27 protein-coding genes and 1 pseudogene are annotated in these 24399 nt (G+C 70.5%); 20 read left to right on the plus strand and 8 right to left on the minus strand.

All coding sequences use genetic code 11. From position 1 onward, the window contains the following. Positions 1-325: 325 nt before the first annotated feature. A complete protein-coding gene (locus AC27L4_RS24270; RefSeq protein ID WP_487145054.1) occupies positions 326-850 on the plus strand; it encodes a hypothetical protein in 525 nt (174 codons plus the stop codon). 11 nt (positions 851-861) lie between these two features. Further along, positions 862-1962 (plus strand): DUF2336 domain-containing protein, encoded by a 1101-nt coding sequence (locus AC27L4_RS24275; protein WP_487145056.1) that lies wholly within the window; start codon positions 862-864, stop codon positions 1960-1962. A gap of 52 nt (positions 1963-2014) precedes the next feature. Here AC27L4_RS24275 and AC27L4_RS24280 read toward each other — a convergent pair whose 3' ends face one another. The 3 genes from AC27L4_RS24280 to AC27L4_RS24290 are packed head-to-tail and all read right to left on the minus strand — an operon-like array spanning position 2015 to position 4342. Further along, positions 2015-3244: a cyanate transporter gene (locus AC27L4_RS24280; protein ID WP_487145057.1), complete on the minus strand. Its 1230-nt coding sequence runs from the start codon at positions 3242-3244 to the stop codon at positions 2015-2017. Then, positions 3241-3711, minus strand: a complete 471-nt coding sequence (locus AC27L4_RS24285) for a nucleoside deaminase (RefSeq protein WP_487145058.1) — start codon at positions 3709-3711, stop codon at positions 3241-3243. The genes AC27L4_RS24280 and AC27L4_RS24285 overlap by 4 nt, the downstream gene beginning before the upstream one ends. Before the next feature lie 37 nt (positions 3712-3748). Then, a complete protein-coding gene (locus AC27L4_RS24290) occupies positions 3749-4342 on the minus strand; it encodes an ankyrin repeat domain-containing protein (RefSeq protein ID WP_487145060.1) in 594 nt (197 codons plus the stop codon). A 203-nt stretch (positions 4343-4545) separates the two neighbouring features. Between AC27L4_RS24290 and AC27L4_RS24295 the strand changes: the two genes are divergently transcribed. The 3 genes from AC27L4_RS24295 (at position 4546) to gpt (ending at position 6827) form a co-directional block, all read left to right on the plus strand. Beyond that, a complete protein-coding gene (locus AC27L4_RS24295) occupies positions 4546-5403 on the plus strand; it encodes a LysR substrate-binding domain-containing protein (RefSeq protein ID WP_487145061.1) in 858 nt (285 codons plus the stop codon). Positions 5404-5464: 61 nt separating this feature from the next. Further along, positions 5465-6220 carry a competence/damage-inducible protein A gene (locus AC27L4_RS24300; RefSeq protein ID WP_487145063.1) on the plus strand — a complete coding sequence of 252 codons (756 nt, stop codon included), beginning with the start codon at positions 5465-5467 and terminating at the stop codon, positions 6218-6220. A 106-nt stretch (positions 6221-6326) separates the two neighbouring features. Beyond that, positions 6327-6827 carry a xanthine phosphoribosyltransferase gene (gene gpt / locus AC27L4_RS24305; protein ID WP_487145065.1) on the plus strand — a complete coding sequence of 167 codons (501 nt, stop codon included), beginning with the start codon at positions 6327-6329 and terminating at the stop codon, positions 6825-6827. A 16-nt stretch (positions 6828-6843) separates the two neighbouring features. Here the strand turns inward: gpt and AC27L4_RS24310 are convergent, their stop codons facing one another. Next, positions 6844-7206, minus strand: a complete 363-nt coding sequence (locus AC27L4_RS24310) for a DUF427 domain-containing protein (RefSeq protein WP_487145066.1) — start codon at positions 7204-7206, stop codon at positions 6844-6846. Between the two features lie 433 nt (positions 7207-7639). On the opposite strand from AC27L4_RS24310, the gene AC27L4_RS24315 reads away from it, so the two are divergent. The 9 genes from AC27L4_RS24315 to AC27L4_RS24355 all read left to right on the plus strand — a co-directional run bounded on the left by AC27L4_RS24315 (position 7640) and on the right by AC27L4_RS24355 (position 16878). Next, on the plus strand, positions 7640-8716 hold the full coding sequence (locus AC27L4_RS24315) for a polyamine ABC transporter substrate-binding protein (protein ID WP_487145068.1): 1077 nt from the start codon (positions 7640-7642) through the stop codon (positions 8714-8716). A gap of 217 nt (positions 8717-8933) precedes the next feature. Then, positions 8934-9794 (plus strand): ABC transporter permease, encoded by an 861-nt coding sequence (locus AC27L4_RS24320; RefSeq protein ID WP_487145070.1) that lies wholly within the window; start codon positions 8934-8936, stop codon positions 9792-9794. Continuing rightward, positions 9791-10594 (plus strand): ABC transporter permease, encoded by an 804-nt coding sequence (locus AC27L4_RS24325; RefSeq protein ID WP_487145072.1) that lies wholly within the window; start codon positions 9791-9793, stop codon positions 10592-10594. Before AC27L4_RS24320 ends, AC27L4_RS24325 begins: the two co-directional genes overlap by 4 nt. After that, positions 10591-11700 carry an ABC transporter ATP-binding protein gene (locus AC27L4_RS24330; RefSeq protein WP_487145074.1) on the plus strand — a complete coding sequence of 370 codons (1110 nt, stop codon included), beginning with the start codon at positions 10591-10593 and terminating at the stop codon, positions 11698-11700. The genes AC27L4_RS24325 and AC27L4_RS24330 overlap by 4 nt, the downstream gene beginning before the upstream one ends. A 13-nt stretch (positions 11701-11713) precedes the next feature. Next, positions 11714-12997, plus strand: coding sequence for a nucleotide disphospho-sugar-binding domain-containing protein (locus AC27L4_RS24335; RefSeq protein WP_487145076.1), 1284 nt, complete (start codon positions 11714-11716; stop codon positions 12995-12997). Next, positions 12994-13719, plus strand: a complete 726-nt coding sequence (locus AC27L4_RS24340; RefSeq protein ID WP_487145077.1) for a cupin domain-containing protein — start codon at positions 12994-12996, stop codon at positions 13717-13719. Before AC27L4_RS24335 ends, AC27L4_RS24340 begins: the two co-directional genes overlap by 4 nt. Continuing rightward, a complete protein-coding gene (locus tag AC27L4_RS24345; protein ID WP_487145078.1) occupies positions 13716-14432 on the plus strand; it encodes a cupin domain-containing protein in 717 nt (238 codons plus the stop codon). Before AC27L4_RS24340 ends, AC27L4_RS24345 begins: the two co-directional genes overlap by 4 nt. A 6-nt stretch (positions 14433-14438) precedes the next feature. Further along, entirely contained in the window at positions 14439-15935 is a 1497-nt protein-coding gene (locus tag AC27L4_RS24350; RefSeq protein ID WP_487145079.1) for an aldehyde dehydrogenase family protein, read from the plus strand. A gap of 4 nt (positions 15936-15939) precedes the next feature. Next, on the plus strand, positions 15940-16878 hold the full coding sequence (locus AC27L4_RS24355; protein WP_487145080.1) for an FCD domain-containing protein: 939 nt from the start codon (positions 15940-15942) through the stop codon (positions 16876-16878). Positions 16879-17215: 337 nt separating this feature from the next. Here the strand turns inward: AC27L4_RS24355 and AC27L4_RS24360 are convergent. Then, a pseudogene (locus AC27L4_RS24360) lies at positions 17216-17332 on the minus strand (XRE family transcriptional regulator); the annotation flags it as partial. A 114-nt stretch (positions 17333-17446) separates the two neighbouring features. On the opposite strand from AC27L4_RS24360, the gene AC27L4_RS24365 reads away from it, so the two are divergent. From AC27L4_RS24365 to AC27L4_RS24385, 5 genes are all read left to right on the plus strand, one after another. Next, positions 17447-18214, plus strand: a complete 768-nt coding sequence (locus tag AC27L4_RS24365) for a DUF4198 domain-containing protein (RefSeq protein WP_487145081.1) — start codon at positions 17447-17449, stop codon at positions 18212-18214. A 17-nt stretch (positions 18215-18231) separates the two neighbouring features. Further along, complete coding sequence (gene cbiM, locus AC27L4_RS24370; protein WP_487145082.1) at positions 18232-18861, plus strand: cobalt transporter CbiM; 630 nt, start codon at positions 18232-18234, stop codon at positions 18859-18861. Between the two features lie 340 nt (positions 18862-19201). After that, positions 19202-19741, plus strand: a complete 540-nt coding sequence (locus AC27L4_RS24375) for a hypothetical protein (RefSeq protein WP_487145083.1) — start codon at positions 19202-19204, stop codon at positions 19739-19741. Continuing rightward, positions 19738-20511 carry a cobalt ECF transporter T component CbiQ gene (gene cbiQ, locus AC27L4_RS24380; protein WP_487145084.1) on the plus strand — a complete coding sequence of 258 codons (774 nt, stop codon included), beginning with the start codon at positions 19738-19740 and terminating at the stop codon, positions 20509-20511. Before AC27L4_RS24375 ends, cbiQ begins: the two co-directional genes overlap by 4 nt. Next, entirely contained in the window at positions 20508-21272 is a 765-nt protein-coding gene (locus tag AC27L4_RS24385; protein ID WP_487145085.1) for an energy-coupling factor ABC transporter ATP-binding protein, read from the plus strand. Before cbiQ ends, AC27L4_RS24385 begins: the two co-directional genes overlap by 4 nt. 53 nt (positions 21273-21325) lie before the next feature. Here AC27L4_RS24385 and nikR read toward each other — a convergent pair whose 3' ends face one another. The 3 genes from nikR to AC27L4_RS24400 all read right to left on the minus strand — a co-directional run bounded on the left by nikR (position 21326) and on the right by AC27L4_RS24400 (position 23200). Continuing rightward, positions 21326-21817: a nickel-responsive transcriptional regulator NikR gene (gene nikR, locus AC27L4_RS24390; protein ID WP_487145086.1), complete on the minus strand. Its 492-nt coding sequence runs from the start codon at positions 21815-21817 to the stop codon at positions 21326-21328. Positions 21818-22364: 547 nt separating this feature from the next. Beyond that, positions 22365-22853, minus strand: a complete 489-nt coding sequence (locus tag AC27L4_RS24395) for an SRPBCC domain-containing protein (RefSeq protein WP_487145087.1) — start codon at positions 22851-22853, stop codon at positions 22365-22367. Next, positions 22850-23200 carry an ArsR/SmtB family transcription factor gene (locus tag AC27L4_RS24400; RefSeq protein ID WP_487145088.1) on the minus strand — a complete coding sequence of 117 codons (351 nt, stop codon included), beginning with the start codon at positions 23198-23200 and terminating at the stop codon, positions 22850-22852. Before AC27L4_RS24400 ends, AC27L4_RS24395 begins: the two co-directional genes overlap by 4 nt. Before the next feature lie 144 nt (positions 23201-23344). Here AC27L4_RS24400 and AC27L4_RS24405 point away from each other — a divergent pair, with 144 nt between their 5' ends. After that, positions 23345-24352, plus strand: a complete 1008-nt coding sequence (locus AC27L4_RS24405; RefSeq protein ID WP_487145089.1) for a serine hydrolase domain-containing protein — start codon at positions 23345-23347, stop codon at positions 24350-24352. Positions 24353-24399 lie beyond the last annotated feature (47 nt).

The raw sequence follows: 24399 nt of genomic DNA on the forward strand, positions 1-24399 counted from the left end.
CGACATCTGGGGAAGGGCCAGACACAGCCTCCTTCGCAGTGCAGGAACTGGTCGGCCGCAACGAGCATGCCGAGGTCTGCCGGACGTTGCGGGCCGACGGGCGTTCAAGCAGGGCGTGGCCTTGAAGTTGCTGCGGCGATGGCCGCATCGCCTCCGCCGGACGAAACGGATCGGTGCGGTCGATCCGGACAGGCCGGCGGTCACGCCCGCGGCGCGCCGCGTCACGATCGGCCGGAGGGATGCATCAAATTGCAGCAATGGCCGAAACCGGCCCTTACACCCCGCGATGCTACCAGCACGGGGTCGGCAGACAGGAATCCATGGCATGAGCTTCGGAGAGCATTCGGCACTGTGCCTTTTCAACTGGGGCTCGTCCGCGTCGATGGTGGATGACGGATCCTACATCAACTGGCTGGAAGGCACGCGCGTGCTCGAGGCGGCGATCGACATCCTGCCGATCGGCGTCTCCCATATCGGCACCGAGGCCGTCGGGCCCGAAGCCCGGCGCCTGCACCCGGAGGCGGCCGTGGCGGCGCTGGCCGAGGCCGGCGTCAGCCGGGCGCTGCTGGCCGGCAACTTCATCGAGCGCGACATCATCCCCTTCGCGCTCGGGCTCGCCCCGCTCGGCATCCGGCCGATCATCCTGTTCGACGTCTGCGGCACGCTCGACCCGATGATGAAATGGCGGGCCCTGGCCATGGCCGTCGACGAGGGCGTGACCGTCTCGACGGTGCAGCAGACGCTGCGCATGCTGCTCGGCGAAAGCACCAATCCGGACCTGAGCGCCAAGATCACCGGCGTCATCCAGGCCAATCTCGGCGAACACGCCGTCGAACTTTCCGCCGCCTGAGGACAGGTTTCATGAGTCAGTCGTTGAGTGCGCTCCTGACGGAGCTGGAGTCCGCCATTGCCGAGCAGGATCCGATGCGGCATGTCCGCTCGCTGAAGAGCATCACCAACCTGTTCGTCGCCACCGCCGACAGCCTCGCCGAGACCCATGTCGAGGTCTATGACGAGGTGATGCGCCGTCTTCTCCACGTGGTCGAGACCGAGACGAGGGCGAGCGTCGCCCGCGTGCTGGCGCCGATCCCGAACGCGCCGAAGCAGGCCATCCACGATCTGGCGCGCGACCATATCAGCGTCGCCGCGCCGGTCCTCGCCCAATCCGAGCGGCTGTCGGAGGCGGAATTGAGCCGGATTGCCCGAGAATCCGGCCAGGAGCACCTGCTGGCGATCTCCAGCCGCAAGGTCCTCACCGCCATGGTCACCGACGTCCTGGTCGAGCGCGGCGACCGGTCGGTGCTGCGGTCGGCGGCGGGCAATCCCAATGCCGCCTTCTCCGAAGGCGGCTTCGAGACGCTCGTCCACCGCTCCGAGGACGATCCGGCGCTGCAGCAAATGGTGGGCCTGCGGGTCGACCTGCCGCCGCAGCACTTCAAGCTGCTGGTCGAGAAGGCGGCCAAGGACGTCAGGGCACGGCTGGCGCGCCGGAGCGACCGCGAGACGATCGGCGCGCTCGACAAGCTGGTGCAGGCTGCGGCGGCGACCCTCGAGACGCAGGCCCGGACCGGTGCGCGCGACTATGCGGCGGCGATCGAGGCGGTGACCCGCGTCGCCAATTGCGGCAAGCTGAACGAGCCGGCCGTAGCCGGCTTCGCCCGTTCAGGCAAGTTCGAGGAGGTGGTCTGCGCCCTGTCCGGCCTGACCAAGCTGCCGGTCGAGGCGGTGGAGACCGCATTGTGCGCCGACAAGAACGGCGGTCTCATCCTGATGGTGCGGGCGCTGAACTTCACCTGGGCGACGATGAAGCTGGTGCTGCGCCTGCGCCCGCAGGGTTCGCCGGGACGCGGCGACCTGGAGGACCTGAAGCGCGAGTTCGAGGGCATGACCCCCGCCACCGCCCGGCGCGCCCTGCGCTTCATGGTCGCCCGCGACACCAACCGCGCCATGATGGCGGCTTGATCGCCTTCGGGCCGGCCTCACGCTTCGAGGGACGCCGCCGTTTTCGCGGTTCTCACGAAGGAGCCGTTCCTGCAGCCGGCAGCCGGCCGGCGCCCATGGCGGCGGCATAGCCGGCCGGCGAGAAGCGCAGGCAGAGGACGGCCACCGCGCCGACGCTGGCCAGGTGCAGCAGCCATCCGGCCGTGAAGGCGCCGGTGCTGTCGTGCAGCAGCGCCGCGATCCAGGGCGCGACGGCGGCGATCAGGAAGCCGCCGCCCTGCATCAGGGCCGAGAGAGCGCCGGCCTCGGCCGGGTCGGCGAGATGGTCGAGCGCGACCACCAGCATGAGGGCGAAGCAGCCGCCGAGGCCGGCGCCGACGGTGACGGCCCAGGCCAGCGCCGCAGCGTCCGGCCAGGCGGCGAGACCGGCGAAGCCGACGGCTTGCAGGCCGAGGGTCAGCCAGAGCCAGGGGCGGCGGTCGCGATGTCCTGCCGCCAGCGTCGGCAGGGCCAGCGCCGCGACGGCCTGGGCCGCCGCCATGACGGCGATCAGGCTGCCGCCGGCGGCACCGCTCCAGCCGTGGGCCCGATAGAAGGGGGCAAGCCAGGCGACGCTGGTGGAATAGCCGCCGTTCACCAGGCCGAAGCAGGCCATCAGCAGCCAGGTGCGCGGCCGAGCCAGCAGCGCCGTCGCCTGCGGCGGCACGCCTTCGCCCGCCGCGCGCCGCGGCAGGATGCGCCATCCCAGGGCCAGCGCCAGGACGGCCGGAGCGGCGAACCAGGCGAGGGCGGGGCGCCAGTCGCCGGACCAGCCGGCAAGGATGGGCGACAGCTGCGCGCCGAGCGCGCCGCCGCCCATCATCATCGCCGAATAGAGGCCGGTGACCACGGCGACGGCCCGGGGAAACTGCTGCTTGATGATCCCGGGGAACACGGCCTGGATGATCGCCGCGCCGAGGCCGCACAGGGCGGCCGTGCCGATCAGGGCGGCGCCGGTCCCGGCGAACAGGCGCAGGCCCGAGCCGAGGCCGAGCAGGGCGAGGCCGCCGAGCACCGCCGCCCGCCCGCCGAGCCGGCGCTGCAGCGCCGGCGCCGCGAAGGCGCACGCGCCCATCAGCAGGATCGGCGCCAGGGTCAGCCAGGCGAGGCCGCGCAGGTCGAGGCCGGTCTCGGCGCCGATCTCGGCGGCGAGCGGGCCGACCGCGGTCAGGAACGGCCTGAGGTTGAGGCCGACCAGCGCCACGCCGAGGAGGAGCAGGGCCTGTCGCGGCGGCGCGGAGACCGGGGGCGGAGCGGCGTTCATGCCCGCTCCGCGGCGGCCCGCCATTCGGCGTAGAGGTGGCCATGGCCCTCCGGCCGGACCGGCACATGGGTGATCGCCATCGACTGCTCGGCGAAGGGCCTGGCGAGGTCGGCGTAGACCGCCGCCGTGGAGAGGCCATAGGGCGCGGCCTCCTCGTTGGAATGGGCGTAGGCGACCGCGGCGACGCCGGTCATCCGCATGGCCGCCAGGCACATCGGGCAGGGGTGGCCGCTGGCATAGACGCTGCAGCCGTCGAGCCGGGGCGTGCCGAGGGCGCGGCAGGCGGCGCGGATCGCCGTCAGCTCGGCATGCGCCGTCGGATCATGGGTGGCCACCACCTGGTTGACGCCGGAGGCGATGACCTTGCCGTCCTTGACGACGACGGCGCCGAAGGGCCGGCCGCCGCCGGCGATGTTGCCGCGCGCCAGCTCGATCGCCTCGCACAGGAAACGCTGCGTGCTCTCCATGTCTGCTGTCTCCGATAGGGAATGGGGCAGGGCCGGCTCAGCGGGCGCCGGCTTCCGCCAGGATCGTCGCCATCTCGGCATGGCCGTGCCTGCGGGCGTGCTGCAGCGGCGTGACGCCGTCACCGTCCGCCAGGTTCACGTCGGCTCCGGCATCGACCAGCAGCCTGACGATGGCGACATGGCGCGGTCCGCCGTCGCCGAGGATGATCGCCTCCAGCAACGCCGTCCAATGCAGCCGGTTGACGTGGTCGATGTCGACGCCGGCCTCGATCAGGGTGCGAACCGTCTCGACATGGCCGCGCTCGGCCGCCGGGATGAGGGCCGTGCCGCCGTAACGGTTGGTGCTCCGGAGGTCGGCGCCGTGCGCCAAGGTCAGGCGCAGGATGTCGAGGTGGCCGCGGGCGCCGGCGTAGAGATAGGGGCTGTCCTGGATCGCATCCTTGGCGTTGACGTCGGCGCCGGCCTCGATCAGCGTCCGGGCCGCCTCGACCCGGTTGGCCTGGGTGGCGACCAGCAGCGGGGTGCGGCCGCGGTCGTCGCGGGCCTCGATCCCGGCGCCGCGGGCGAGAAGGTCGCGGATGGCTGCGGCATCGCCGCCGGCCGCCGCCTGGTGCAGTTCGCTTTCGGGCATGCCGCCTCCGCCGGTTGCGGGGGAAAGCCAGGCGAGGGATGCGACGACGAAGGCGCAGGCAAGTCTCGGCCAGAACCGCGGCATCCGCATGTCTCCCCGCTGGTGTGCAATGCGGCCGGGACCCGCGGCCGCGGCTCGCCCCTGCAATAAACGCGTCCATTTCCAGTTCAAAATGAAATGTTTCACTGCTAAGCAGTGGGATTATGAATAGTTCGGCTTTCGACCTCGACCTGCTCCGCGCCATCGTCGCCGTCGCCGATACCGGCAGCTTCACCGCCGCGGCGCGCCGCTTGAACTCCACCCAGTCGACCGTCAGCCAGAAGGTGCTGCGGCTGGAGGAGGCGGCGGGGCAGCGCCTGCTCGAACGCAGTCGCCGGCGCGTCGCACCGACCGGTGCGGGCGAAACGCTGCTCGCCTACGCCCGGCGCATGCTGGCGCTGAACGAGGAGATGATCGCGGCGCTCGCGGGCACGAAGCTGGCGGTGACGCTGCGGCTCGGCGTGCCGGAGGATTTCGCCGCCGGCGCCACCACCCGCGTGCTCGCCGCCTTCAGCCGCCGGCACGAGCAGGTCAAGCTGGAGGTGATCAGCGGCCTGAGCCGCGACCTGCGCGAGCGCTACGGCCGCGGCGAGTTCGACCTGGTGCTGGTCAAGCAGCGCCGCGGCGCCGGCGAGGGCATGCTGTGCCGGCTCGAGGCGCTGGCCTGGATCGACAGCGGGCGATATCCCTCCGCCGCCCTCGACCCGCTGCCGCTGGTCGCCTTTCCGCCGCGCGGCCTCTACCGCGACGACATGATCGGCGCGCTGGAGGCGCGCGGCCGGCGCTGGCGCATCAGCTATACCTCGTCGAGCCTCGCCAGCATCCAGGCGGCCGTGGCGGACGGTCTCGGCATCAGCCTGTTGCCGGAGCGCGTGGCGACGCCGACCCACCGCGTCCTCGGCCCCGACAGCGGCCTGCCGCCCGTCGAGCCCATGGAGATCGCCCTGCATCATCGCCCCGATGCCGGGCCGCTGGTGGTCGAGCTCGCCGGCGCGCTCGCGGCGGCGGTGGAGGGGGCATAGGCGGCGCTTCTTGCTTCTCCCGCGCCGCGCTATAAACCGGCGGGGACGCCGGAGTTGTTTCATGAGCGAGACTTTGAGAACCGTCACGGCCGCGATCCTCGTCATCGGCGACGAGATCCTCTCAGGCCGGACCAAGGACAAGAATATCGGCTACATCACCGAATATCTCACCGCCGTCGGCATCGACGTGCGCGAGGTGCGGGTCGTCCCCGACGTCGAGGCCGAGATCGTGGCGGCGGTCAACGCCCTGCGCGCGCGCTACGACTACGTCTTCTCCACCGGCGGCATCGGCCCGACCCACGACGACATCACGGCCGATTCCATGGCCGCGGCCTTCGGCGTCGGCATCGGCCACGACCCGCGCGCCGTCGCCGTCCTGAAGGCGCGCTATGCCGACGGCGAGCTGACCGAGGCGCGGCTGCGCATGGCGCGCATCCCCGACGGCGCCGAGCTGATCGACAATCCGGTGTCCGGCGCGCCCGGCTTCAGGGTCGGCAACGTCATCGTCATGGCCGGCGTGCCCAACATCATGCAGCGCATGCTCGACAGCGTCGTGCCGACCCTCCAGGCCGGCGCCCGCATGATCACCGAGACCGTGTCGCCGGGCTACGGCATCGGCGAGGGCCTGATCGCCCAGCCGCTCGGCGCCATCGCCGCCGCGCATCCCGACGTCTCGATCGGCTCCTATCCGTCCTTCGGCCCGAAGGGCTTCCAGACCCAACTGGTGATCCGCGGCAAGGACCCGGCCGCGGTCGCCGCCGCCAAGGCGGCGGTCGAACGGATGGTGGTCGAGGTGATCGAGCACCAGCGGCGATGAACCGGCTGCCGGGCCGCGGCTTGGGACTTGTGGAAAGCGCGCGCATGCGCTTTATCGCGCGCCACCCTGGCGCGCTGGCCGCGCCGCCTCGCAAAAGGACCGGACGATGAGTTCACCCTTGCCCGACAAGGCCTTCCCTGTTTCCTGGGACCAGTTCCACCGCGATGCCCGCGCGCTCGCCTGGCGGCTGTCCGGCTCGGGCCCGTTCTCGGCCATCGTCTGCATCACCCGCGGCGGGCTGGTCCCGGCGGCGATCATCTCGCGCGAGCTCGGCATCCGCCTGATCGAGACCATGTGCATCGCCAGCTACCACGACTACACTTCCCAGGGTGGCCTGCAGGTGCTCAAGGACGTCGACGACAAGCTTGCCGTCAACGGCGGCGAGGGCATCCTGGTCATCGATGACCTCGTCGACACCGGCAAGACCGTGCGCGTCGTGCGCGACCGCCTGCCCAAGGCGCATGTCGCCACCGTCTACGCCAAGCCGCTCGGGCGGCCGCTGGTCGACACCTTCATCACCGAGGTGAGCCAGGACACCTGGATCTACTTCCCCTGGGACATGGGCTACGCCTTCCAGCCGCCGATCGCCCAGGCGTCCGCGGGGTAGCGCAGGACGCTCCTTCTCAGCCGATCTGCTCGATCCGGTCGATCCGGTCGGGATAGAACGCCAGGTGGCAGGCGATCGGCTGCATGGCCGGGAAGGGCTGCTCGTAGCTCCAGACCGCGTTCTCCGCCTCCCGGCCGTCGGCGACCACGGTGAAGTAGCTCGCCTCGCCCTTGTAGGGGCAATGGGTCTCGTGGTCGGTGCGGCGCAGCAGGCCCATATTGGCGTCCTCCCGCGGGATGTAGAGCACTTCGGGATAGGCAGCTTCCTTCAGCACCAGCGCCCGGATCGTGTCGGCCACGACGCGGCCGTTGAAGAGGACGCGCACGCGACGGGTGCCGGGCTTGATCGTGATCGGGTGGTCGGGGCCGGACAGCTTCATCGGACGCCTCCTGCATGCCGCAACATGGGATGGCGGCCATGGCTTACCACCGTCCGCCACGCATGCAGAATACGTCCCGTCCCCCCAACTCTCAATGGCCGATCATCCCGTGCCACCAGGCCCGGCTCGCCGGCGCTGCGCTCGCGGCGGCCGAGGGCGCGCAGCAACGCCGAGTTCGTCGGATTTTGATGCCGAGCGGCGACGTCGCTCGCGCGCTGTCGCGGCACGCGCGGCCCTCGCGAATGCAGGGGAGGGATGTCGCAGGGAGCTCCCCGCGCGGCCGGCCGGTCACTGCCTATGCCGCAATGCAATATGTATTATTTTCTGGAATTATGCACTTTCGGCTTTTCGACAAGTCTTCGTCATGTACAATGATCGTCGATAACACAGGTGCGCTCCATGAAGGGCGCCCATTCCAGAAGGGGACGATCGCATGCAACGGCCCGGGACTGCCTCCTCTCTTGCAAACGTCGCTCGTGCCGGCCTGCTGGCCCTCGGCACCGTCCTGGCGCTCGGCGGCTCCGCCGACGCCGGCGGCAAGCTGGTGATCTCCAACTGGGACGCCTACATGCCCAAGGACCTGCTCGATCGGTTCAAGGCGGCGACCGGCTACGAGGCCGAGCTCACCGTCCACGCGACCAACGAGGAGATCATGGGCAAGGTCACCGCCGGCGGCGGCAAGGGCTACGACGTCCTGTTCGTGTCCGGCCAGTTCGCCCAGGCGCTCGACAAGCTCGGCCTGGTCGCCAAGCTCGACCACGCCAAGATCCCGAACCTCAAGAATCTCTATCCCGAGGCCTCGCAGCTCAGGCACGATCCGGGCAATGCCATCTCGATCCCCTACGCCTGGGGCACGACCGGGCTGTGCTACCGCTCGGACCTGGTCAAGACGGCTCCGGCGAGCTGGAACGACCTGCTGAAGCCGGCGCCCGAGCTGGCCAAGAAGGTCACCATGCTCTCGACCGACCGCTGGCTGCTCGGCGCCGGCTTCAAGGACCAGGGCTTCTCGGTCAACGAGACCGATCCGGCCAGGATCAAGGACACGGTGGCCCTGCTCAAGGAGACGAAGAAGTCGCTGCTCGCCTATGATGACACGACCTTCTACTCCAAGCTCGTCTCCGGCGAGGCGCTGCTGGTCCATGCCTGGGACGGCTGGTGCAATTACGGCACCGCCGAGAACGCGGCGATCAAGTACGTCGTGCCGAAGGAAGGCACCGACCTGTGGGTCGACACCATCGTCGTCACCGCCGCCTCGGAGAACAAGGACGCGGCGCACGCCTTCCTGAACTTCATCCTGCAGCCCGACGTGGCCAAGTGGGTGTCCGAGAACATCATGTACAAGACGCCGAACAAGGCCGGCATGGAGAGCCTCGACAAGGCCCTGTTCGAGAAATATCCGAACCTGGCCATGACGCCGGCCGAACTGCTCAAGCAGGAACAGCTTCTCGATGTCGGCAAGGCGCAGAAGGACTACGCCCGCGCCGTCACCGAGATCATGGCGGCGAAGTAGGGCAGGGGGGATAGCATTCAGGCGCGACGCCTGCCGATCCCCTCCCCCTTGCGGGGAGGGGTAAGGGGTGGGGGTAGTGGACGCAGGGCTCGTCCTGTCCTGTACGACCCCCACCCTTTATCCCTCCCCGCAAGGGGGAGGGAAGACGCAGGCGTCGCGGTGAGGACGGAACCGTGGCGCTTCCCACCGCCGCAGGCAACGCCGAGGACTCGCCCCGATGATCACCTCGCGATGGTCGCGAATGCTGCTGGCGGCGCCCGGGCTCGGCTGGATCGCCCTGTTCCTGCTGGTGCCCTGCGGCGTGCTGTTCTTCAACGCCTTCTTCGAGCGCGGCGTCTATGGCGGCATCGACTACGAGGCGCAGACCTTCGACAATTTCACCCGTGTCCTCGACCCGCTCTATCTTGAAGTCTTCCTCGGCTCGGCCCGCGTCGCCCTCGTCGCCACGGTCATCGCCGTGCTCGTCGCCTATCCCGCGGCCTTCGCCATCTCGCTGGCGCCGCCGCGCCGGCACACCACGCTGCTCTTCCTGGTGATGCTGCCGTTCTGGACCAACTACCTCATCCGCACCTATGCCTGGATGGTGCTGCTCAACCGCAAGGGCCTGATCAACGGCGCGCTCGGCGCCGGCGGCCTCGTCGAGCAGCCGGTCGACATGCTCTACAGCGAGCCGGCCGTCATCCTCGGCCTGGTCTATTCCTACCTGCCCTTCGTCGTGCTCTCGATCTACACCTCGATCAGCCGGCTCGACCGCTCGCTGCTCGAAGCCTCGGCCGATCTCGGCGCCGGGAGCCTGCGCACCTTCCTGAAGGTGATGCTGCCTCTGACCCTGCCCGGCATCGCCACCGGCGCGGTGTTCATCTTCGTCCTGTCGATCGGCAACTTCGTCTCCGCCGACCTGCTCGGCGGCGGCCAGGTGCAGATGATCGGCAACCTGATCTACGACCAGTTCCTCACCGCGCGCGACTGGCCCTTCGGCGCCGCCCTGTCGCTGGTGCTGATCGCGGTGATGATGCTGCTCCTCTTCGCCCAGGCCGCCCTGACCGGCCGGGCGGCGCGGCGGGGAGCGGCGGCATGAGAAATCCCCTCGGCCTGCCTGTCCGCTGGCTCCGGGCGCATCTGGCGCTGGTCTACGGCTTCCTCTACGTGCCGATCGCCATCGTCGTGCTGCTCAGCTTCAACGAGGCCGGCCTGCCGACGGTCTGGTCCGGCTTCTCCACCAAGTGGTATGCCGCGCTCGCCGCCTCGACCAAGATCCTGCATGCCGGCTGGAACAGCCTGATCGTCGCGGTCTCGGTCACCGCCATCTCCACCGTGCTCGGCACGCTGCTCGCCTTCGGCGTCGAGGCGCGCGGCCGGCGGCGCGGCGCGGGGCTGCTCGACGCGATCCTGACCATGCCGCTGATCATCCCCGACATCGTGCTCGCCATCGCGCTCCTGTCCTTCTTCACCGCGCTGCAGATGACGCTCGGGCTCTATTCGATCGTTCTGGCCCACGTCACCTTCGATGTCGCCTATGTCTGCATGATGGTGCGCACGCGCCTCAAGCACTTCGACTTCACCCTGGTGGAGGCCTCCGCCGACCTCGGCGCCGGCGGCATGCGCACCTTCTTCAAGGTGGTGCTGCCGGCGATCCTGCCGGGCGTGGTCGCCGCGGCGCTGCTCGCCTTCACCCTGTCGGTCGACGAATTCATCATCGCCTATTTCACCGCCGGGGCCGGCGCCGCCTCGACGACGCTGCCGATGCAGATCTACGCGATGATCCGCTTCGGCGTGACACCGGAGATCAATGCCCTGGCCACCCTGACGCTCCTGTTCACCTGCACCCTGCTCTTCCTCGCCCAGCGGCTGTCGCCGGCCGACGAGGCCCGGCCATGACCGCCGCCAACCCCATCCTGGTGGTCGACCGGCTGACCAAGCGCTTCGGTGCCCTGGTCGCGGTCGACGGCGTCGAGCTCGGCGTCGGCGCCGACGAGTTCTTCGCCCTGCTCGGCCCCTCGGGCTGCGGCAAGACCACCCTGCTGCGCATGATCGCCGGCTTCGAGACCTCCGATGCCGGCCGCATTCTGATCGGCGGGCAGGACGTCACCGCGACGCGGCCGAACCGGCGGCCGGTCAACATGATGTTCCAGTCCTACGCCCTGTTCCCGCACATGACGGTGGCCGAGAACGTCGCCTACGGCCTGGAGGCCGAGGGCGTCGCCCGGCCGGAGGTCAGGCGGCGCGTCGGTGACATGCTGGCCCTGACCCTGCTTTCCGACCTCGCCGCCCGCCGCCCCTCGCAGCTCTCCGGCGGCCAGCGCCAGCGCGTGGCGCTCGCCCGCGCCCTGGTCAAGCGGCCGCGCCTGCTGCTGCTCGACGAGCCGCTGTCGGCGCTCGACCGGCGCCTGCGCGAGCAGATGCAGCTAGAGCTCAAGCGCATGCAGCGCGAGATCGGCATCGCCTTCGTCGTCGTCACCCACGACCAGGAGGAGGCGCTGGTGATGTCCGACCGCATCGCCGTGCTCGACCGCGGCCGCATCGCCCAGATCGGCAGTCCGGCCGAGGTCTATGAACGCCCGTTGAACCGCTTCGCCGCCCGCTTCCTCGGCCAGATGAACCTGATCGAGGGCCGCGTCAGCGGCGACCGCCTGATCGCCGATGGTCTCGGCGCCTTCGCCGGCACCAGGGCCGAGGGCGTCGGCGACGGGCCGGGGTGCCTCGCCATCCGGCCCGAGCGCCTCAGGCTCACGCCGGCGGGGCGTCCCGACGACGGCGCGCCGGCCCTGGCCGGCACGGTCGCCGAGATCGCCTATCACGGCGTCGGCCAGAGCGTGCACCTGAGGCTGGCGAACGGGGCGACGCTGATGGTCGACCGCCGCGCCGGCGATGTCGACGCCGCCCCGCTCGCCGTCGGCGACCGGGCGACCGTCCTGTTCGATCCGGCCCATGCCCGCCTGCTCGGCGGCGGGTCGGATTCCGCTGCAACGATGCCAACGACCTGAAAGGGAACGCCCCATGGCAACGATCGCGTTCTTTCCCGAGGCCGCCTACGGACCCGCGCTCAACTCGGTCGGCATCGCCCAGGCCTGCGAGGCGCTCGGCCACAAGGCGGTGTTCATCACCGCCGGGGACATGGCCGGCACCTATGCCGGCTACGGCTTCGCCGAGCATGTCGTCACCATGGCCCCGCCCATGGGCGCGGACGAGCTGGCGCAGTACTGGCAGACCTTCATCAACGGCCACATCCCGAACTTCAACAAGACGCCGTTCGAGCAGGTCGGCACCTATGTCCGCGACTGCTGGGACGCCATCGTCGACACCGCGGTCTGGGCCCAGAAGGACCTGCCGCGCGTGCTGGACGAGGTGAAGCCCGACCTGATCTGCGTCGACAACGTCATCCTGTTCCCGGCGATCAAGCAGTATGGCAAACCCTGGGTCAGGATCATCTCCTGCAGCGAGAACGAGATCCCGGACCCCGACATCCCGCCGCACCTCTCCGGCTGCGCCGAGGACGACAAGGCGGGCTTTTCCGCCTACGAGGCGCATTTCAACGACGTGATCGGGCCGATCCATGCCCGCTTCAACGACTTCCTCACCGAGAACGGCGAAGAAGCCTATCCGCTCGGCCAGTTCTTCGAGGCCTCGCCCCACCTCAACATCCTGCTCTATCCCGAGGCCGTGCGCTTCCGGCGGCGCGAGCCGCTCGATCCCGTCCGCTTCCAGTACCTCGAAGGTTCGGTGCGCCAGGACAAGCCTTACGCCGTGCCGGAGTTCGCCGCGAACCGGGACAAGCCGCTGCTCTACGTCTCCTTCGGCTCGCTCGGCTCGGGCGATACCGAGACCCTGAAGCGCCTGATCGCGGCGCTCGGCACCATGCCGGTCAGGGCGCTGGTCAATGTCGGCGGCTATGGCGAGGCCTATGAGGCGCCGCCGCCGAACGTCATCCTCGGCAGCTGGTTCCCGCAGCCCTCGGTGATCCCGCAGGTCGATGCGGTGATCCACCACGGCGGCAACAACACCTTCACCGAGTGCCTCTATTTCGGCAAGCCGGCCATCGTCATGCCCTATGTCTGGGACGGCCACGACAACGCCCAGCGCGTCGACGAGACCGGCCACGGCATCAGGATGCACCGGGCGGACTGGAGCCTCGACGGGCTCGCCGCCAATATCCAGCGCCTGCTCACCGACGAAGCCATGGCCGCCCGGCTTGCAAAAGCCTCGGCGGCGATGCAGGCAGCCCACGGCCCGACCACGGCCGCCCGACGTCTCGACGCCCTCCTGAAGGAAACGACCGCGTGACCGCGCCCTCAGCCACATCCTCCGCGCCCCACATCCACGACGTGACCTCGGACGGTCTCGACCTGGTCGACTGGGGCCCGCAGCCCGACATGATCGAGGGCCAGTCGCATTCGAGCGGCCGCCTGGTCTTCAAGGGCGAGGGCGGGCGTCCCGAAGTCGGCCTCTGGCGCTGCACGCCCGGGCGCTGGCGCCTGACGATCCCCGCCGACGAGCTCTGCCATTTCGCCAGGGGCCGCGCCACCTATCGCAGCGACGCCGGCGAGACGATCGAGGCCGCGCCCGGCACCGTCGTGCACTTCAAGACCGGCTTCACCGGCGAGGCCACGGTGCACGAGACCATCGTCGTCACCTATATGCTGTGCCCCGGCGGCCCGGCCGAGGCGACGCCGCTGCTGCGCGAGGCCGCCACCATTCCCGCCGCCGGGGACTGGGGCGTGATCCCGACCATGATCGAGGGCGAATCGCACACCTCCGGCGTGCTCTTGTCGCGCGAGCCGGACATGCGGGCGGAAAGCGGCATCTGGATCTGCACGCCGGGCTTCTGGAACTGCCACGTGGTCTCGGCCGAGTACTGCCATTTCCTCTCCGGGCGCTGCACCTATGTGCATGAGAGCGGCGAGGTCATCGAGATCACGCCGGACACGCTGGCCTTCTTCCCCGCCGGCTGGCGCGGCACCTGCCGCGTCCAAGAGACCGTGCGCAAGGTCTACATGATCCAATGACGACGCTGTCCGCCCTGGTGCCGCACATCGCCGACGCCGCCGCCTTCGCCGACGGGCTGGTCGACTGGGGGCCCCACCAGATGCCGATCGACGGGCGTTCACTCAACCGCGGGCGCCTCCTGTTCAAGGGCGAGGACGGATTGCCCGAGGCCGGCCTCTGGCGCTCGACGCCGGGCTCCTGGCGGCTGATCCTGCCGGCGGACGAGCTCTGCTACTTCGTCTCCGGCCGGGCCCGCTACGTCTCCGATGACGGCGAGACCATCGAGGCCGGGCCGGACACGCTGGTGCACTTCAAGCAGGGCTGGCGCGGGCGCGCCGAGGTGACCGAGGACATCCTCGTCACCTACATGCTGACGGAGGGCGGCCCGCGTGCGGTCACGCCCGTGATCCGAAGCCCTTCGACGCTGGCCCTCGATGATTGGGGCATCGCCGTCACGCTGGACGGCCGGCTGGCCGGCCTGCGCGGCGTCGAGATCGCCAAGGAGCCGGACGGGCGGGCCGCGAGCGGCATCTGGGAGTGCGATCCGGCCCGGCGCGCCGTCACCATCGCGCGTGACGAGTTCACGCACTTTCTCGCCGGTCACGCCGTCTACACCCATGCGAACGGCGAGAGCCTGACGGTCCGCGCCGGCACGATCGCCTTCTTCCCCGCGGGCTGGACCGGCAGTTGCGAGACCTTTGCCGTCACCCGCAAGATCTACCTCGATCGCTGAGGCGCCATGCCGACATATGACCCTGCCATCGCCACGCTGTTCGTCGGCAACGCCTTCGTCCCGGCCGGCGGCGCCGCGCGCGCCGTGATCAACCCGGCCGACCTCACCGAGGTCGGCCGGGCGGCCGAGGCGGATGCCGCCGACGTCGACCGGGTGCTGGCGGCGGCCGAGGCCGCCCGCGCGCCCTGGGCCGGGCTCGACGCCAAGAGCCGGGCCCGGCTGCTGCATGACCTTGCCGCACGCATCGAGGCGGCGGACCCCGAGCCCGTGGCGCGGCTGATGTCGCAGGAGATGGGCAAGCCCTATCCGGAGGCGGTCGGCGAGCTGGCCAACGTGCCCTCGGTGTTCCGCTACTACGCCGAGATGGCGCGCGACGAGGCCGGCCGCATCGCCGGGCCGATCCAGCCCGGCTCCTTCCAGTTCTGCACCTATCATCCCTACGGGATCAGCGTGCACATCCTGCCGTTCAACTTCCCCGTCCTGCTGATGGCCTGGACGCTGGCGGCCTCGCTCGCCGCCGGCAACGTGGCGGTCGTCAAGCCGGCGGAGGCGACGACGCTCTCGACCCTGCGCTTCATGGAGCACATGCGGGCGCTGCCGCCCGGCGTGGTCGGCTGCGTCCCCGGCGGGCCGGCGGTCGGCCGGGCGCTGGTGGAGAGCGAGCGCACCCATGCGGTCGCCTTCACCGGCTCGGTGGCGGCGGCCAAGGCGGTCGGCGCCGCCTGCGGGGCGCGGATGAAGCCCTGCGTGCTCGAGGCCGGCGGCTCCGACCCGATGATCATCTCCGAGCATGCCGATCTCGATGTCGCCATCGCCGGCTCGGTGATGGCCGCCTTCCACCTCTCCGGCCAGATCTGCACCTCGGCCGAGCGCTTCCTGGTGCACGAGCGCGTGCACGACGCCTTCGTCGCCGGCCTGGTGCAGCAGGCCCGCCGGCTTCGCATCGGCGGGGGGCTCGGCGAGACCGAGATCGGCCCGCTGGTGTCGGAGGCGGCGCGGGCCAAGGTCATGCGCCTGGTCGGCGACGCGGTCGCCCGGGGCGCCCGGCTCGAGGCCGGCGGCCGGGTACCGCCGGGCCGGGACGTCGGCTGGTTCTACGAGCCGACCGTGCTGACCGGCGTGACGCCGGACATGGCGATCGCCCATGAGGAGGTGTTCGGGCCGGTCGCCGCCGTCAGCCGCGTCGGCTCGTTCGCCGAGGCGATCCGGCGGGCCAACGACACCCCCTTCGGCCTCGGCGCCTCGGTGTTCACCCGCGACCTCGGCGAGGCGATGCAGGCGGTGGCCGAGATCGAGGCCGGCATGGTCTGGGTCAACAACCCGCTGATCGACAACGACGCGCTGCCCTTCGGCGGCTGGAAGCAGTCCGGCCTCGGCCGCTCCCTCGGCCGCGACGGGCTCAACGCCTTCCGCCGCTCGAAGATGGGCGTGATCGACGGGCGCGCCATGGTGCAGGACTGGTGGTATCCCTACAAGCCGGATGTCTTCCACCGAACCGCCTGACGCCATGGCCGAGCCCGACGCCGACGACACGCCGTCCGAACGCACGCTGGCGCTGGCCCGCGAGATCCTCGACGTGGCGGAGGCGGAGGGCTGGGGCGCCGGCGACCGCCTGCCCGAGCCGGCCCTGGCCCGGCGCTGCGGCATCTCCCGCACGCCGGTGCGCAAGGCGCTGGAGCTCCTGGAGCAGCTCGGCCTCGCCGCGCGCCGGGAGGAGGGCGGCTTCGCCCTCGTCGCCGACCCCGACGCCGCCGGCTTCGATCGTTCGCGCCTGCCGGGCGAGGAGGTCGACCCGCTCTATCGCACCATCCTGGCCGAGCGCTTCGCCGGGCTGGTCGGCGACCAGATCTCGATCACCCGCATCGCCGAGCGCTACGGCGTGACGCGGGTCAAGGCGCAGGACGTGCTGGAGACGCTGCGCGACAACGGCCTGGTGCGCCGCTCCGTCGGCCACACCTGGATCTTCATGCCCGGCCTCGCCGACGAGGCCTCCTACCGCGAGAGCCTGGATTTCCGGCTGATCCTGGAGCCGGCGGCGCTGCTGGCGCCGGGCTTCGAGATCGCCCGCCGCGGCTTCGCGGCGCTGCGCCGCCGTCACGAGGCCGAGCTCGCCGCCGCCGACCGTCCGCCCTCCATCGCCGCCCTGGTCGAGCTCGACACCCAGTTCCACGACCAGCTCGCCCATTGCAGCGGCAACCGCTTCCTGCGCGCCGCCGTGCGCCAGCACACCGCCCTGCGCCGTTTCGACGAATACCAGCTCCACGCCATGCGCGGCTCCTACGCGGCGACGCTGCGCGAGCATCTCGGCATCCTCGACGCCATCGAGGCCGGCGACGCCCCGCTCGCCGCCGACCGGCTGCGCGCCCACCTGGTGGCGAGCCACGACCGCCAGCCCTCGCTCGACCAGGCCAAGGCCCTGGCCTTCCGCCGGCTGGTAAGGCGCTGAGGGGAGGGAGTTGCACCCCGGCGGTCTAGTCGGAGAGACCACCATCCGCCGGTTTCAATGATACCGTCCCTTGTCACGGACAGAGCGGCGTTTGTGGTCCCTGCCGACGTCAGATCAGTCCCGGTCGGAAATGAGGTCGCGAACAAGGGCTGCCAACGAGCCTTCACGCCCGGAGAAAACTGTCGATCATGACGTGAAGCACGCGGTCGCGATCCAATCCGTCGGCGTCGACGGCAAAGCCCGCGCTTTCGGCGAGAAGGATCAAAAATGCCGGCTGCGTGCGACCGTTCCCCTCTCGAAACGGATGGACGGCGTTGATCTCGGCGAGATAGTGCTCCGCATAGGGCTTCCCCTCGGCATCGGTCTGCCGGATCGGGAAGCGAAAGCCGCGCTTCGCGCCTTCGAAGCCCAGGATCTGGCCGCCTTGGCGCTTCGTGTCCACCGTCACGCGCGCGGCGCTGGGCATCCCGGCGAAATCACCGGGCTCCTCCCCGCTCGGGTAGGTTGACAGGTGTGACGTTCTCCTGAAAAGTTCATACGAAACACCACCCGCCCGACGGAGGGGATCGTGAGAAGGACCATCGCCGCGCTGTCGGCCGGCGCGCTGCTGCTGTCTGCCGCAGCGGCGCAGGCGCATTTCCAGGAGATCCTGCCCTCCACCGACACCGTCGGCCCGGAGGCCAAGGCGCTCTCGCTCGATCTGGTCTTCACCCATCCGATGGAGCGCGGACCGACCATGGACATGCCGAGGCCCGTGCGCTTCGGCGTCCAGACCAAGGATGGGGTCACCGACCTCCTGCCCAGCCTGACCGAAGCGCCGCGCGATGGCAAGTCGGCCTGGCGCGCCGACTATCAGCCGGACAAGCCCGGCGCCTACACCTTCTTCGTCGAGCCCAGGCCCTATTGGGAACCGGCCGAGGGCAAGTCGATCATCCATTACGCCAAGGTCGTTGTGGACGCCTATGGCTGGGGCTCGGACTGGGACCGACTGGTCGGCCTGCCCGTCGAGATCGAGCCGCTGGTGCGCCCCTACGGCCTATGGACCGGTAACCTGTTCAGCGGCGTCGTGCGTCGCGACGGCAAGCCGGTGCCCTTCGCCGAGGTCGAGGTGGAGTGGGTGAACGACGGCTCGGTGACGCCGCCGGCCGACGCCTACATCACCCAGGTCGTCAAGGCGGACGGGCAGGGCGTGTTCCACTATGCGCTGCCGCGGGCCGGCTGGTGGGGCTTCGCCGCCCTGGTCGAGGCCGACTACAAGCTGCCGAGCCCCGAGGGAACGCCCCAGCCGGTCGAGCTCGGCGGGCTGATCTGGGTCAAGGCCGTCGACATGAAATAGGCAAGCGGGAGCGCGCCATGGCCCATATCCCCGACGGTGTCCTGTCCGTGCCGGTCCTGGCTGGCGGCGCCGTGGTGACGGCGGGGGCGCTCGCCTTCGCCCTGCGGCAGCTCGACGAGGACAGCCTGCCCCGGGTCGCCGTCGTCGCCGCCCTGTTCTTCGTCGCCAGCCTGATCAACGTCTCCGTCGGGCCGACCAGCGTGCATCTCCTGCTGTCCGGCCTGATGGGGCTGGTGATCGGCTGGTCGGCCGTGCCGGCGGTGTTCGTCGGACTGGTGCTGCAGGCGGTGTTCTTCGGCATGGGCGGCATCACCACGCTCGGCGTCAACACCATGAACATCGCCTTGCCGGGCGTGGCCTGGGCGCTGGTCTTCGCGCCGTTGATCCGGGGGGCGCCGCCGTCCCGCGCCGCCCTGGTCGGCGCGGCGGTCTCCGTGCTCTCGGCCGCAACGACGGCGCTGATGGTGGTGCTGGTGCTGATGCTGAGCGACCGCGCCTACACCGTGTCGGCCTGGATCGTGCTCGCCTCCTATGTGCCGCTGCTGGTCGGCGAGGCCTTGATCGTCGGTGTCACCTGCGCCTTCCTGGCGCGTGTCGCCCCGGACATGCTGGCTCCGCGGCGGAAGGTCAGCCATGGCCTGCCGTAGCGCCGGGATCGCCCCCATAGGCGCTAAGATAAGTGATCGTGGGGAAAATGGGCTCGCCCGTTCAATCGCGTCATGGCCGGCCTTGATCCGGCCATCCACGCGAACACGACAGCTGACCAGTCCTGTGAGGCCACCATCGTATCATTCTGCCAGATCCGTGGTCGCGTGGATGGCCGGATCAAGTCCGGCCATGACGGCTGAGAGGGCATCGCCCTTTCCGGCAGCGTCGTGGTCCGTCTCTATCTCAGCGCCTATGGGATCAAGTCCGGCCATGACGGCTGAAAGGGCATCGCCTTTCCCCGGACCGAGGTGGTCCGGCCCTATCTCAGCGCTTATGGGGATGGCCCCGACGGTTTTCCTGGCTCTGGCGCTCGTCGCGACGGCCGGCGAGGCGTCGGCCCATCGCCTGCGGGTCTTCGCGTCGCTGATCGGCACCGGCGTCGAGGGCGAGGCCTATTTCGTCGGCGGCGGGCCGGCGGCCGATATCCTCGTCACCCTGCGCGACGGCGCCGATGCCACCCTTGCCTCCGGACGCACCGACGGCGCCGGGCGCTTCGCCCTGCCGGCGCCGGCCGCCGGCAGCATCGTCGTGGTCGCCGATGCGCAGGACGGCCATGTCGCCCGCTTTTCCCTGGCCGGAGCCGCGCCTGCGCCCGCGCCGGCTGCGGCCCCCGCTGCCGCGTCCGTCGGCCAGGCGGCCGCGCCGCCCACCGATGCAAACATCGCCATTGCCCGGCAGATCGCGGCGCTGGCCGAGCAGATCGACGCGCTGGAGACCTCGATCCGCCTGCGCGACATCATCGGCGGCGTCGGCTACATCGTCGGCCTGTTCGGGCTCTTCGCCTTCCTGAAGGCGCGCCGGCGGGGGGAGGGGCGATGAGCGGCAACGCCGGCGCCGCGGCGATCTTCCCGGAAGACCGGGATACCGGGCCGCTCGCCGGCATCGACCCGCGCGTGCGCCTGGCGGCGGCGCTGAGCTTCCTGGCGCTGCTGGCCGTGCTGCACTCCGCTGCCGCTCTCGCCGCCGCGCTGCTGGTGGCCGCGGCGGCGGCCGTCTTCGCCCGCCTGCCGGCCGGCCCGACGCTGCGCCGGCTCACCGCGGTGGAGGGCTTCCTCGTCTTCCTGCTGGTCACCCTGCCGCTGACCGTTCCCGGCCCGGAGCTTTTTCGCCTCGGCGGCCTCGTCGTCTCGGCCGAGGGCGTGCGGCGCGCCCTGACGATCATCGTGCGGGTCAATGCCGGCGTCCTCCTGGCGGCGGCGCTGCTGTCGAGCATGGGGTCGGCCCGGCTCGCCGGCGCCATGAGTGGCATCGGCATGCCCGGGCGCCTGGCGCATCTCTTCCAGCTCACGGCCCGCTATGTCGCCGTCTTCCACGAGGAATATGCACGGCTGCGTCGGGCGATGCGGGCCCGCGGCTTCCGGCCCGGCAGCAACCGGCACAGCTGGCGCAGCCTCGGCTATCTCGTCGGCATGCTGGTGCTGCGCAGCGCCGAGCGGGCCGAGCGCGTCGCCCGCGCGATGCGGGCCCGCGGCTTCACCGGCCGCTTTCCCGCCTTCGTCCATCGCCGCCTCGGCCGCGCCGACCATCTTGTCCTGCTCGCCTGGCCGGCACTGCTTGCCGGACTTGCCGCCTTGGAGTTTGCCGCATGACCGGGCCTGCCCCCTTGATCCGGCTGACGGGCATCGCCGCCGGCTATGGCGGCCGACGGGTGCTGGATGGGGTCGACCTGACGCTCGCGGCCGGGGAGCGCATGGTGCTGCTCGGCGCCAACGGCGCCGGCAAGAGCACTCTGCTGCATGTGATCACCGGCTTCGCGCCGGCGCTTGCCGGCTCGGTCGAGGCCTTCGGCAAGGCCCGGCGCACCGAGTCGGAGTTCCGCGATGTCCGGATCAAGGCCGGCCTCGTCTTCCAGGACGCCGACGACCAGTTGTTCTGCCCGACGGTGATCGAGGATGTCGCCTTCGGCCCGCTCAATCTCGGCCAGCGGCGCGACGAGGCGTATGAGACGGCGCGGGCGACGCTGCGCTCGCTCGGCCTCCTGCACCTGGAAAGCCGGGTGACGCATCATTTGTCTGGCGGCGAGAAGCGGCTGGTCTCCATCGCCGCGGTGCTGGCGATGCGGCCGGAGGTGCTGCTGCTCGACGAGCCGACGGTCGGCCTCGATCCCGACGCCTATGCCCGGCTCTGCGAGATCCTCGCCACCCTGCCGCAGGCGATGATCATCGTCGCCCACGACGCGCATTTCATGGTCCGCCTGGCGACCAGCGCCACGCTGCTCCGCGACGGCCGCAGCCATCGCGGCACCATCCACGAGCATGCGCACAGCCACAGCCATGCCCATGTGCATTTCGAGCATGAGCCCGGCGACGGCGCGGCCGGCGATCCGCGCGACACCGGTTCCGCCGCCTGAGGATCGGCACGGCGGCGCTTCGGGACTCGAGCTGAAAGCCGCGGTGCCGACTGTCAGTGATGGTGCCCGTCCTCGTCGTGCGTGTGACCGTGCCCGTGATGATGCGGGTGGCGGTGCGGCTCCGCCGCGCGCCGCTCGGCGGGGATGACGTGGAAGGCGCCGTGCCGGACGCCGCGCTGGCTGGTGACGCTGTCGGCGAAGGCCCGGAGCTGGTCGAGCGGCCCGCGCAGGATCGAGATCTCCAGGCAATTGCAGGGATCGACATGCACGTGGGTGGTCGAGATCGACAGGTTGGAATGATGGTGGTGGTTGGAGGTGAGCCGGCTCGCCAGGGCCCGCGTCTCGTGGTCGTAGACATAGGTCAGGACGGCGTGGCAGACCTCATGCGGATCGCGGCCTTCGTCCCGCGCCGGATCCGGGCGTGCGAACTCGGACCGGACGATGTCGCGCAGCGCCTCCGAGCGGCTTTGATAGCCCCGGCGCGCGCAGAGCGCGTCGATCTCCTGCAGCAGATCGTCGTCGATCGTAACCGTCACACGCTGCACCGCGCTGCTCCCTCGCTGGATCCGGTCCGGGACTATAGGCCCGAGCCGCCGCCGCCTCCACTCCCGCCTCAATCCGGGAGGGGCTGCCGGCAGGGCCTTGGGGGGCGGGCAGCCGAGGGTCGAGAACACGGTCGGTCCGGACTGGCGGGCGATGGCGCGGTAGGGTGGCGCCGCACCCAGGCTGCCCGGGCCTCGCCGACCGTGTTCTCGTCTCGTCGGGGCGGAAGGCACACTGCGTCGTCGCTACGCAGAAGCGATCCGCCCGTTCCCCGAGGGGCGGCCAAGCCAGCGTCCCACGTGAGTCGATGTCATGACTCTGCTTAACGCAAGGTAGCAATCGCGACAATAGGCTAAAATCCGTAGATGGATCAACAACCGGGCCGATGATGGCGGGGATTTCCTGTCCACCGCTTGCAGTATTCCGGACGAGGCAGCCGTTCCTCACTGCCGGCGCGGCCGCGGTAGCCGCCGATCTGCGCTCCGGGGCCTGGGCAGAGCCTTCGCGAGGCGGGCCCTTGTCCAGGCGGGCCGGAGCACGTGCGGAAGCTTATGCTTCGTCTCGCGGCAGGCTGGCAAGGTGGGCCGCGAAACTCTCGTGGCTCGCCTCGATCGGCCCGGTGAAACCGTAGCCGACGGCTGCGTCGCGCTCGGCCATGGACGCGAAGCGAATCACCAGGGTGGAGCGGGTGCGGCCGCCGAGATCCTCCAGCGTGGAGGTGAAGTGCGGCCGCGGGCCCTCCTCGATCGCGCCCGGGCCGGGCTGGTGCCAGACCAGGCGTGCCGGCGGCTCGACCTCGAGGAAGACGAAGTCGAGCCGCATCTCCCGGCCCTCGGGAAAGCGCATGACATGCGTCCACCGGCCGCCCGGCCGCAGGTCGATCTCGCACACCGGGCTGGAGCAGCCCGGGCCGCCCCACCATTGCCGGATATGGGCCGGCTCGGTCGAGGCCTGCCAGACCAGATCGCGCGGCGCCTCGTAGATGCGGGTCATGACGATCGTCGGCTCGTCCGCCGGAATGTCGGTGCGCGTGCTCATTCGGGCTTTCCTTTCCGTGGCGTCCTGGCCTGCAGCGCCTGGAGATAGGTGCCGAGGCCGTCGAGGTTGCGTTCCCAGAACTGTCGGTAGTCGCCGACCCAGTCGGCCACCGCCCGCAGCGGCGCGGCGTCGAGGCGGCAGGGACGCCACTGCGCCGCGCGGCCGCGGGTGATCAGGCCGGCGCCTTCCAGGACCTTCAGATGCTTGGAGATGGCGGCCAGGCTCATGTCGTGGGGCTCCGCCAGCTCGCCGACGGTCGCCTCGCCAAGGGCGAGGCGGGCCAGCAGGCCGCGGCGGGTGGGGTCGGCGATGGCGAAAAGCGTGGCGCTGAGTGGATCGGGGGGCATCGTTATTCAACCAATTAGTTAATAACTGATTGGTTGAATAATCGACGGGACCCTATGGTGTCAAGCGGCGAGGGATGGGTGATGACCGCGAATCAGCCGCGATGCCGGTCTGCGACCGGCGAGGCGGCGGGGAGGGAGGCCTTGTTGCGTGTTCTGGTCGCTCTTGTCCTGAGCCTCGCCCTCGCGGTTCCCGTCCTGGCCGAGCCCGGTGCGCATTGGCAGGCCGTGGATGCGCGAGCCGCGCCCTGGGCTGCCGCGGTGTCGCGACAGGTCGAGGCCTATGCGGCGGCGCAGAGGCCCGCCGCGGTCGTCATCGTCCGCGACGACCGGATCGCCGCCGCATGGGGCGAGGTCGACCGCAGGCTCAACGTGCGCTCCGTGCGCAAGAGCCTGCTCGGGACGCTCTACGGCCTTGCGGTGGCCGAGGGCCGCATCGATCTCGACGCCACGCTGGCGCAACTCGGCATCGACGACAAGCCGCCCGGCCTGACGGTGGCGGAGAAGCAGGCGCGCGTCCGCGACCTGCTCGCGGCGCGCTCCGGGGTGTTCCATCCGGCCGCCTACGAGACGGAGGATATCCGGCGCAAGCGGCCGGCCCGGGGCAGCTATCCGCCTGGTGCATTCTGGTTCTACAACAACTGGGACTTCAACGCCCTCGGCACGATCTATCGGCGGGCGACCGGCGAGGACATCTTCGCGAGCTTCGCCCACCGCATCGCCGGGCCGATCGGCATGGAGGATTTTTCCGCCCGCGACGGCCGCTACGTGCTGGAGGCCGCCTCCATCCACCCCGCCTATCCCTTCAGCATGAGCGCGCGAGACCTCGCCCGCTTCGGCCTGCTGATTCGCGATGGCGGGCGCTGGAACGGGGCCGAGATCGTGCCTGCCGCCTGGGTGCGGGAGGCGACCGCGGCTCGCTCCCGCACCGACCGCGGCGATCGCGGCTACGGCTATCTGTGGTGGGTGCTGTCGCCGGAAGAGTGGGGCGAAGGGGCGGTGATGGCCACCGGCTATGGCGGACAGATCGTCGCCGTGGTCCCGTCCCGGCGGTTCGTCGCCGTCCAGACCGTCGACCTCGCCCGTACTCCGAAGGGCGTGCGCACGACGGCCTTCCTCGACCTCCTGCGCGGTGTTGCGGCATCCATGCGGTAGGCCCGATCCACCGCGAGGCGAGTTCCCGGCATCCGGAACCGAAGCAC

The organism is Labrys sp. Lb11 (assembly GCF_057554225.1).

Bases quoted from the DNA above. Each gene is read 5' to 3' on its own strand.
- AC27L4_RS24300 (WP_487145063.1), top strand. From the start codon at position 5,465: ATGAGCGAGACTTTGAGAACCGTCACGGCCGCGATCCTCGTCATCGGC.
- cbiQ (WP_487145084.1), top strand. From the start codon at position 19,738: ATGAGCGGCAACGCCGGCGCCGCGGCGATCTTCCCGGAAGACCGGGAT.
- AC27L4_RS24320 (WP_487145070.1), top strand. From the start codon at position 8,934: ATGATCACCTCGCGATGGTCGCGAATGCTGCTGGCGGCGCCCGGGCTC.
- AC27L4_RS24290 (WP_487145060.1), bottom strand. From the start codon at position 4,342: ATGCCCGAAAGCGAACTGCACCAGGCGGCGGCCGGCGGCGATGCCGCA.
- AC27L4_RS24345 (WP_487145078.1), top strand. From the start codon at position 13,716: ATGACGACGCTGTCCGCCCTGGTGCCGCACATCGCCGACGCCGCCGCC.
- AC27L4_RS24275 (WP_487145056.1), top strand. From the start codon at position 862: ATGAGTCAGTCGTTGAGTGCGCTCCTGACGGAGCTGGAGTCCGCCATT.
- cbiM (WP_487145082.1), top strand. From the start codon at position 18,232: ATGGCCCATATCCCCGACGGTGTCCTGTCCGTGCCGGTCCTGGCTGGC.
- AC27L4_RS24350 (WP_487145079.1), top strand. From the start codon at position 14,439: ATGCCGACATATGACCCTGCCATCGCCACGCTGTTCGTCGGCAACGCC.
- AC27L4_RS24335 (WP_487145076.1), top strand. From the start codon at position 11,714: ATGGCAACGATCGCGTTCTTTCCCGAGGCCGCCTACGGACCCGCGCTC.
- AC27L4_RS24310 (WP_487145066.1), bottom strand. From the start codon at position 7,206: ATGAAGCTGTCCGGCCCCGACCACCCGATCACGATCAAGCCCGGCACC.
- AC27L4_RS24385 (WP_487145085.1), top strand. From the start codon at position 20,508: ATGACCGGGCCTGCCCCCTTGATCCGGCTGACGGGCATCGCCGCCGGC.
- AC27L4_RS24270 (WP_487145054.1), top strand. From the start codon at position 326: ATGAGCTTCGGAGAGCATTCGGCACTGTGCCTTTTCAACTGGGGCTCG.
- AC27L4_RS24280 (WP_487145057.1), bottom strand. From the start codon at position 3,244: ATGAACGCCGCTCCGCCCCCGGTCTCCGCGCCGCCGCGACAGGCCCTG.
- AC27L4_RS24395 (WP_487145087.1), bottom strand. From the start codon at position 22,853: ATGAGCACGCGCACCGACATTCCGGCGGACGAGCCGACGATCGTCATG.
- AC27L4_RS24315 (WP_487145068.1), top strand. From the start codon at position 7,640: ATGCAACGGCCCGGGACTGCCTCCTCTCTTGCAAACGTCGCTCGTGCC.
- AC27L4_RS24295 (WP_487145061.1), top strand. From the start codon at position 4,546: ATGAATAGTTCGGCTTTCGACCTCGACCTGCTCCGCGCCATCGTCGCC.
- AC27L4_RS24355 (WP_487145080.1), top strand. From the start codon at position 15,940: ATGGCCGAGCCCGACGCCGACGACACGCCGTCCGAACGCACGCTGGCG.
- AC27L4_RS24400 (WP_487145088.1), bottom strand. From the start codon at position 23,200: ATGCCCCCCGATCCACTCAGCGCCACGCTTTTCGCCATCGCCGACCCC.
- AC27L4_RS24375 (WP_487145083.1), top strand. From the start codon at position 19,202: ATGGCCCCGACGGTTTTCCTGGCTCTGGCGCTCGTCGCGACGGCCGGC.
- AC27L4_RS24325 (WP_487145072.1), top strand. From the start codon at position 9,791: ATGAGAAATCCCCTCGGCCTGCCTGTCCGCTGGCTCCGGGCGCATCTG.
- AC27L4_RS24330 (WP_487145074.1), top strand. From the start codon at position 10,591: ATGACCGCCGCCAACCCCATCCTGGTGGTCGACCGGCTGACCAAGCGC.
- gpt (WP_487145065.1), top strand. From the start codon at position 6,327: ATGAGTTCACCCTTGCCCGACAAGGCCTTCCCTGTTTCCTGGGACCAG.
- AC27L4_RS24285 (WP_487145058.1), bottom strand. From the start codon at position 3,711: ATGGAGAGCACGCAGCGTTTCCTGTGCGAGGCGATCGAGCTGGCGCGC.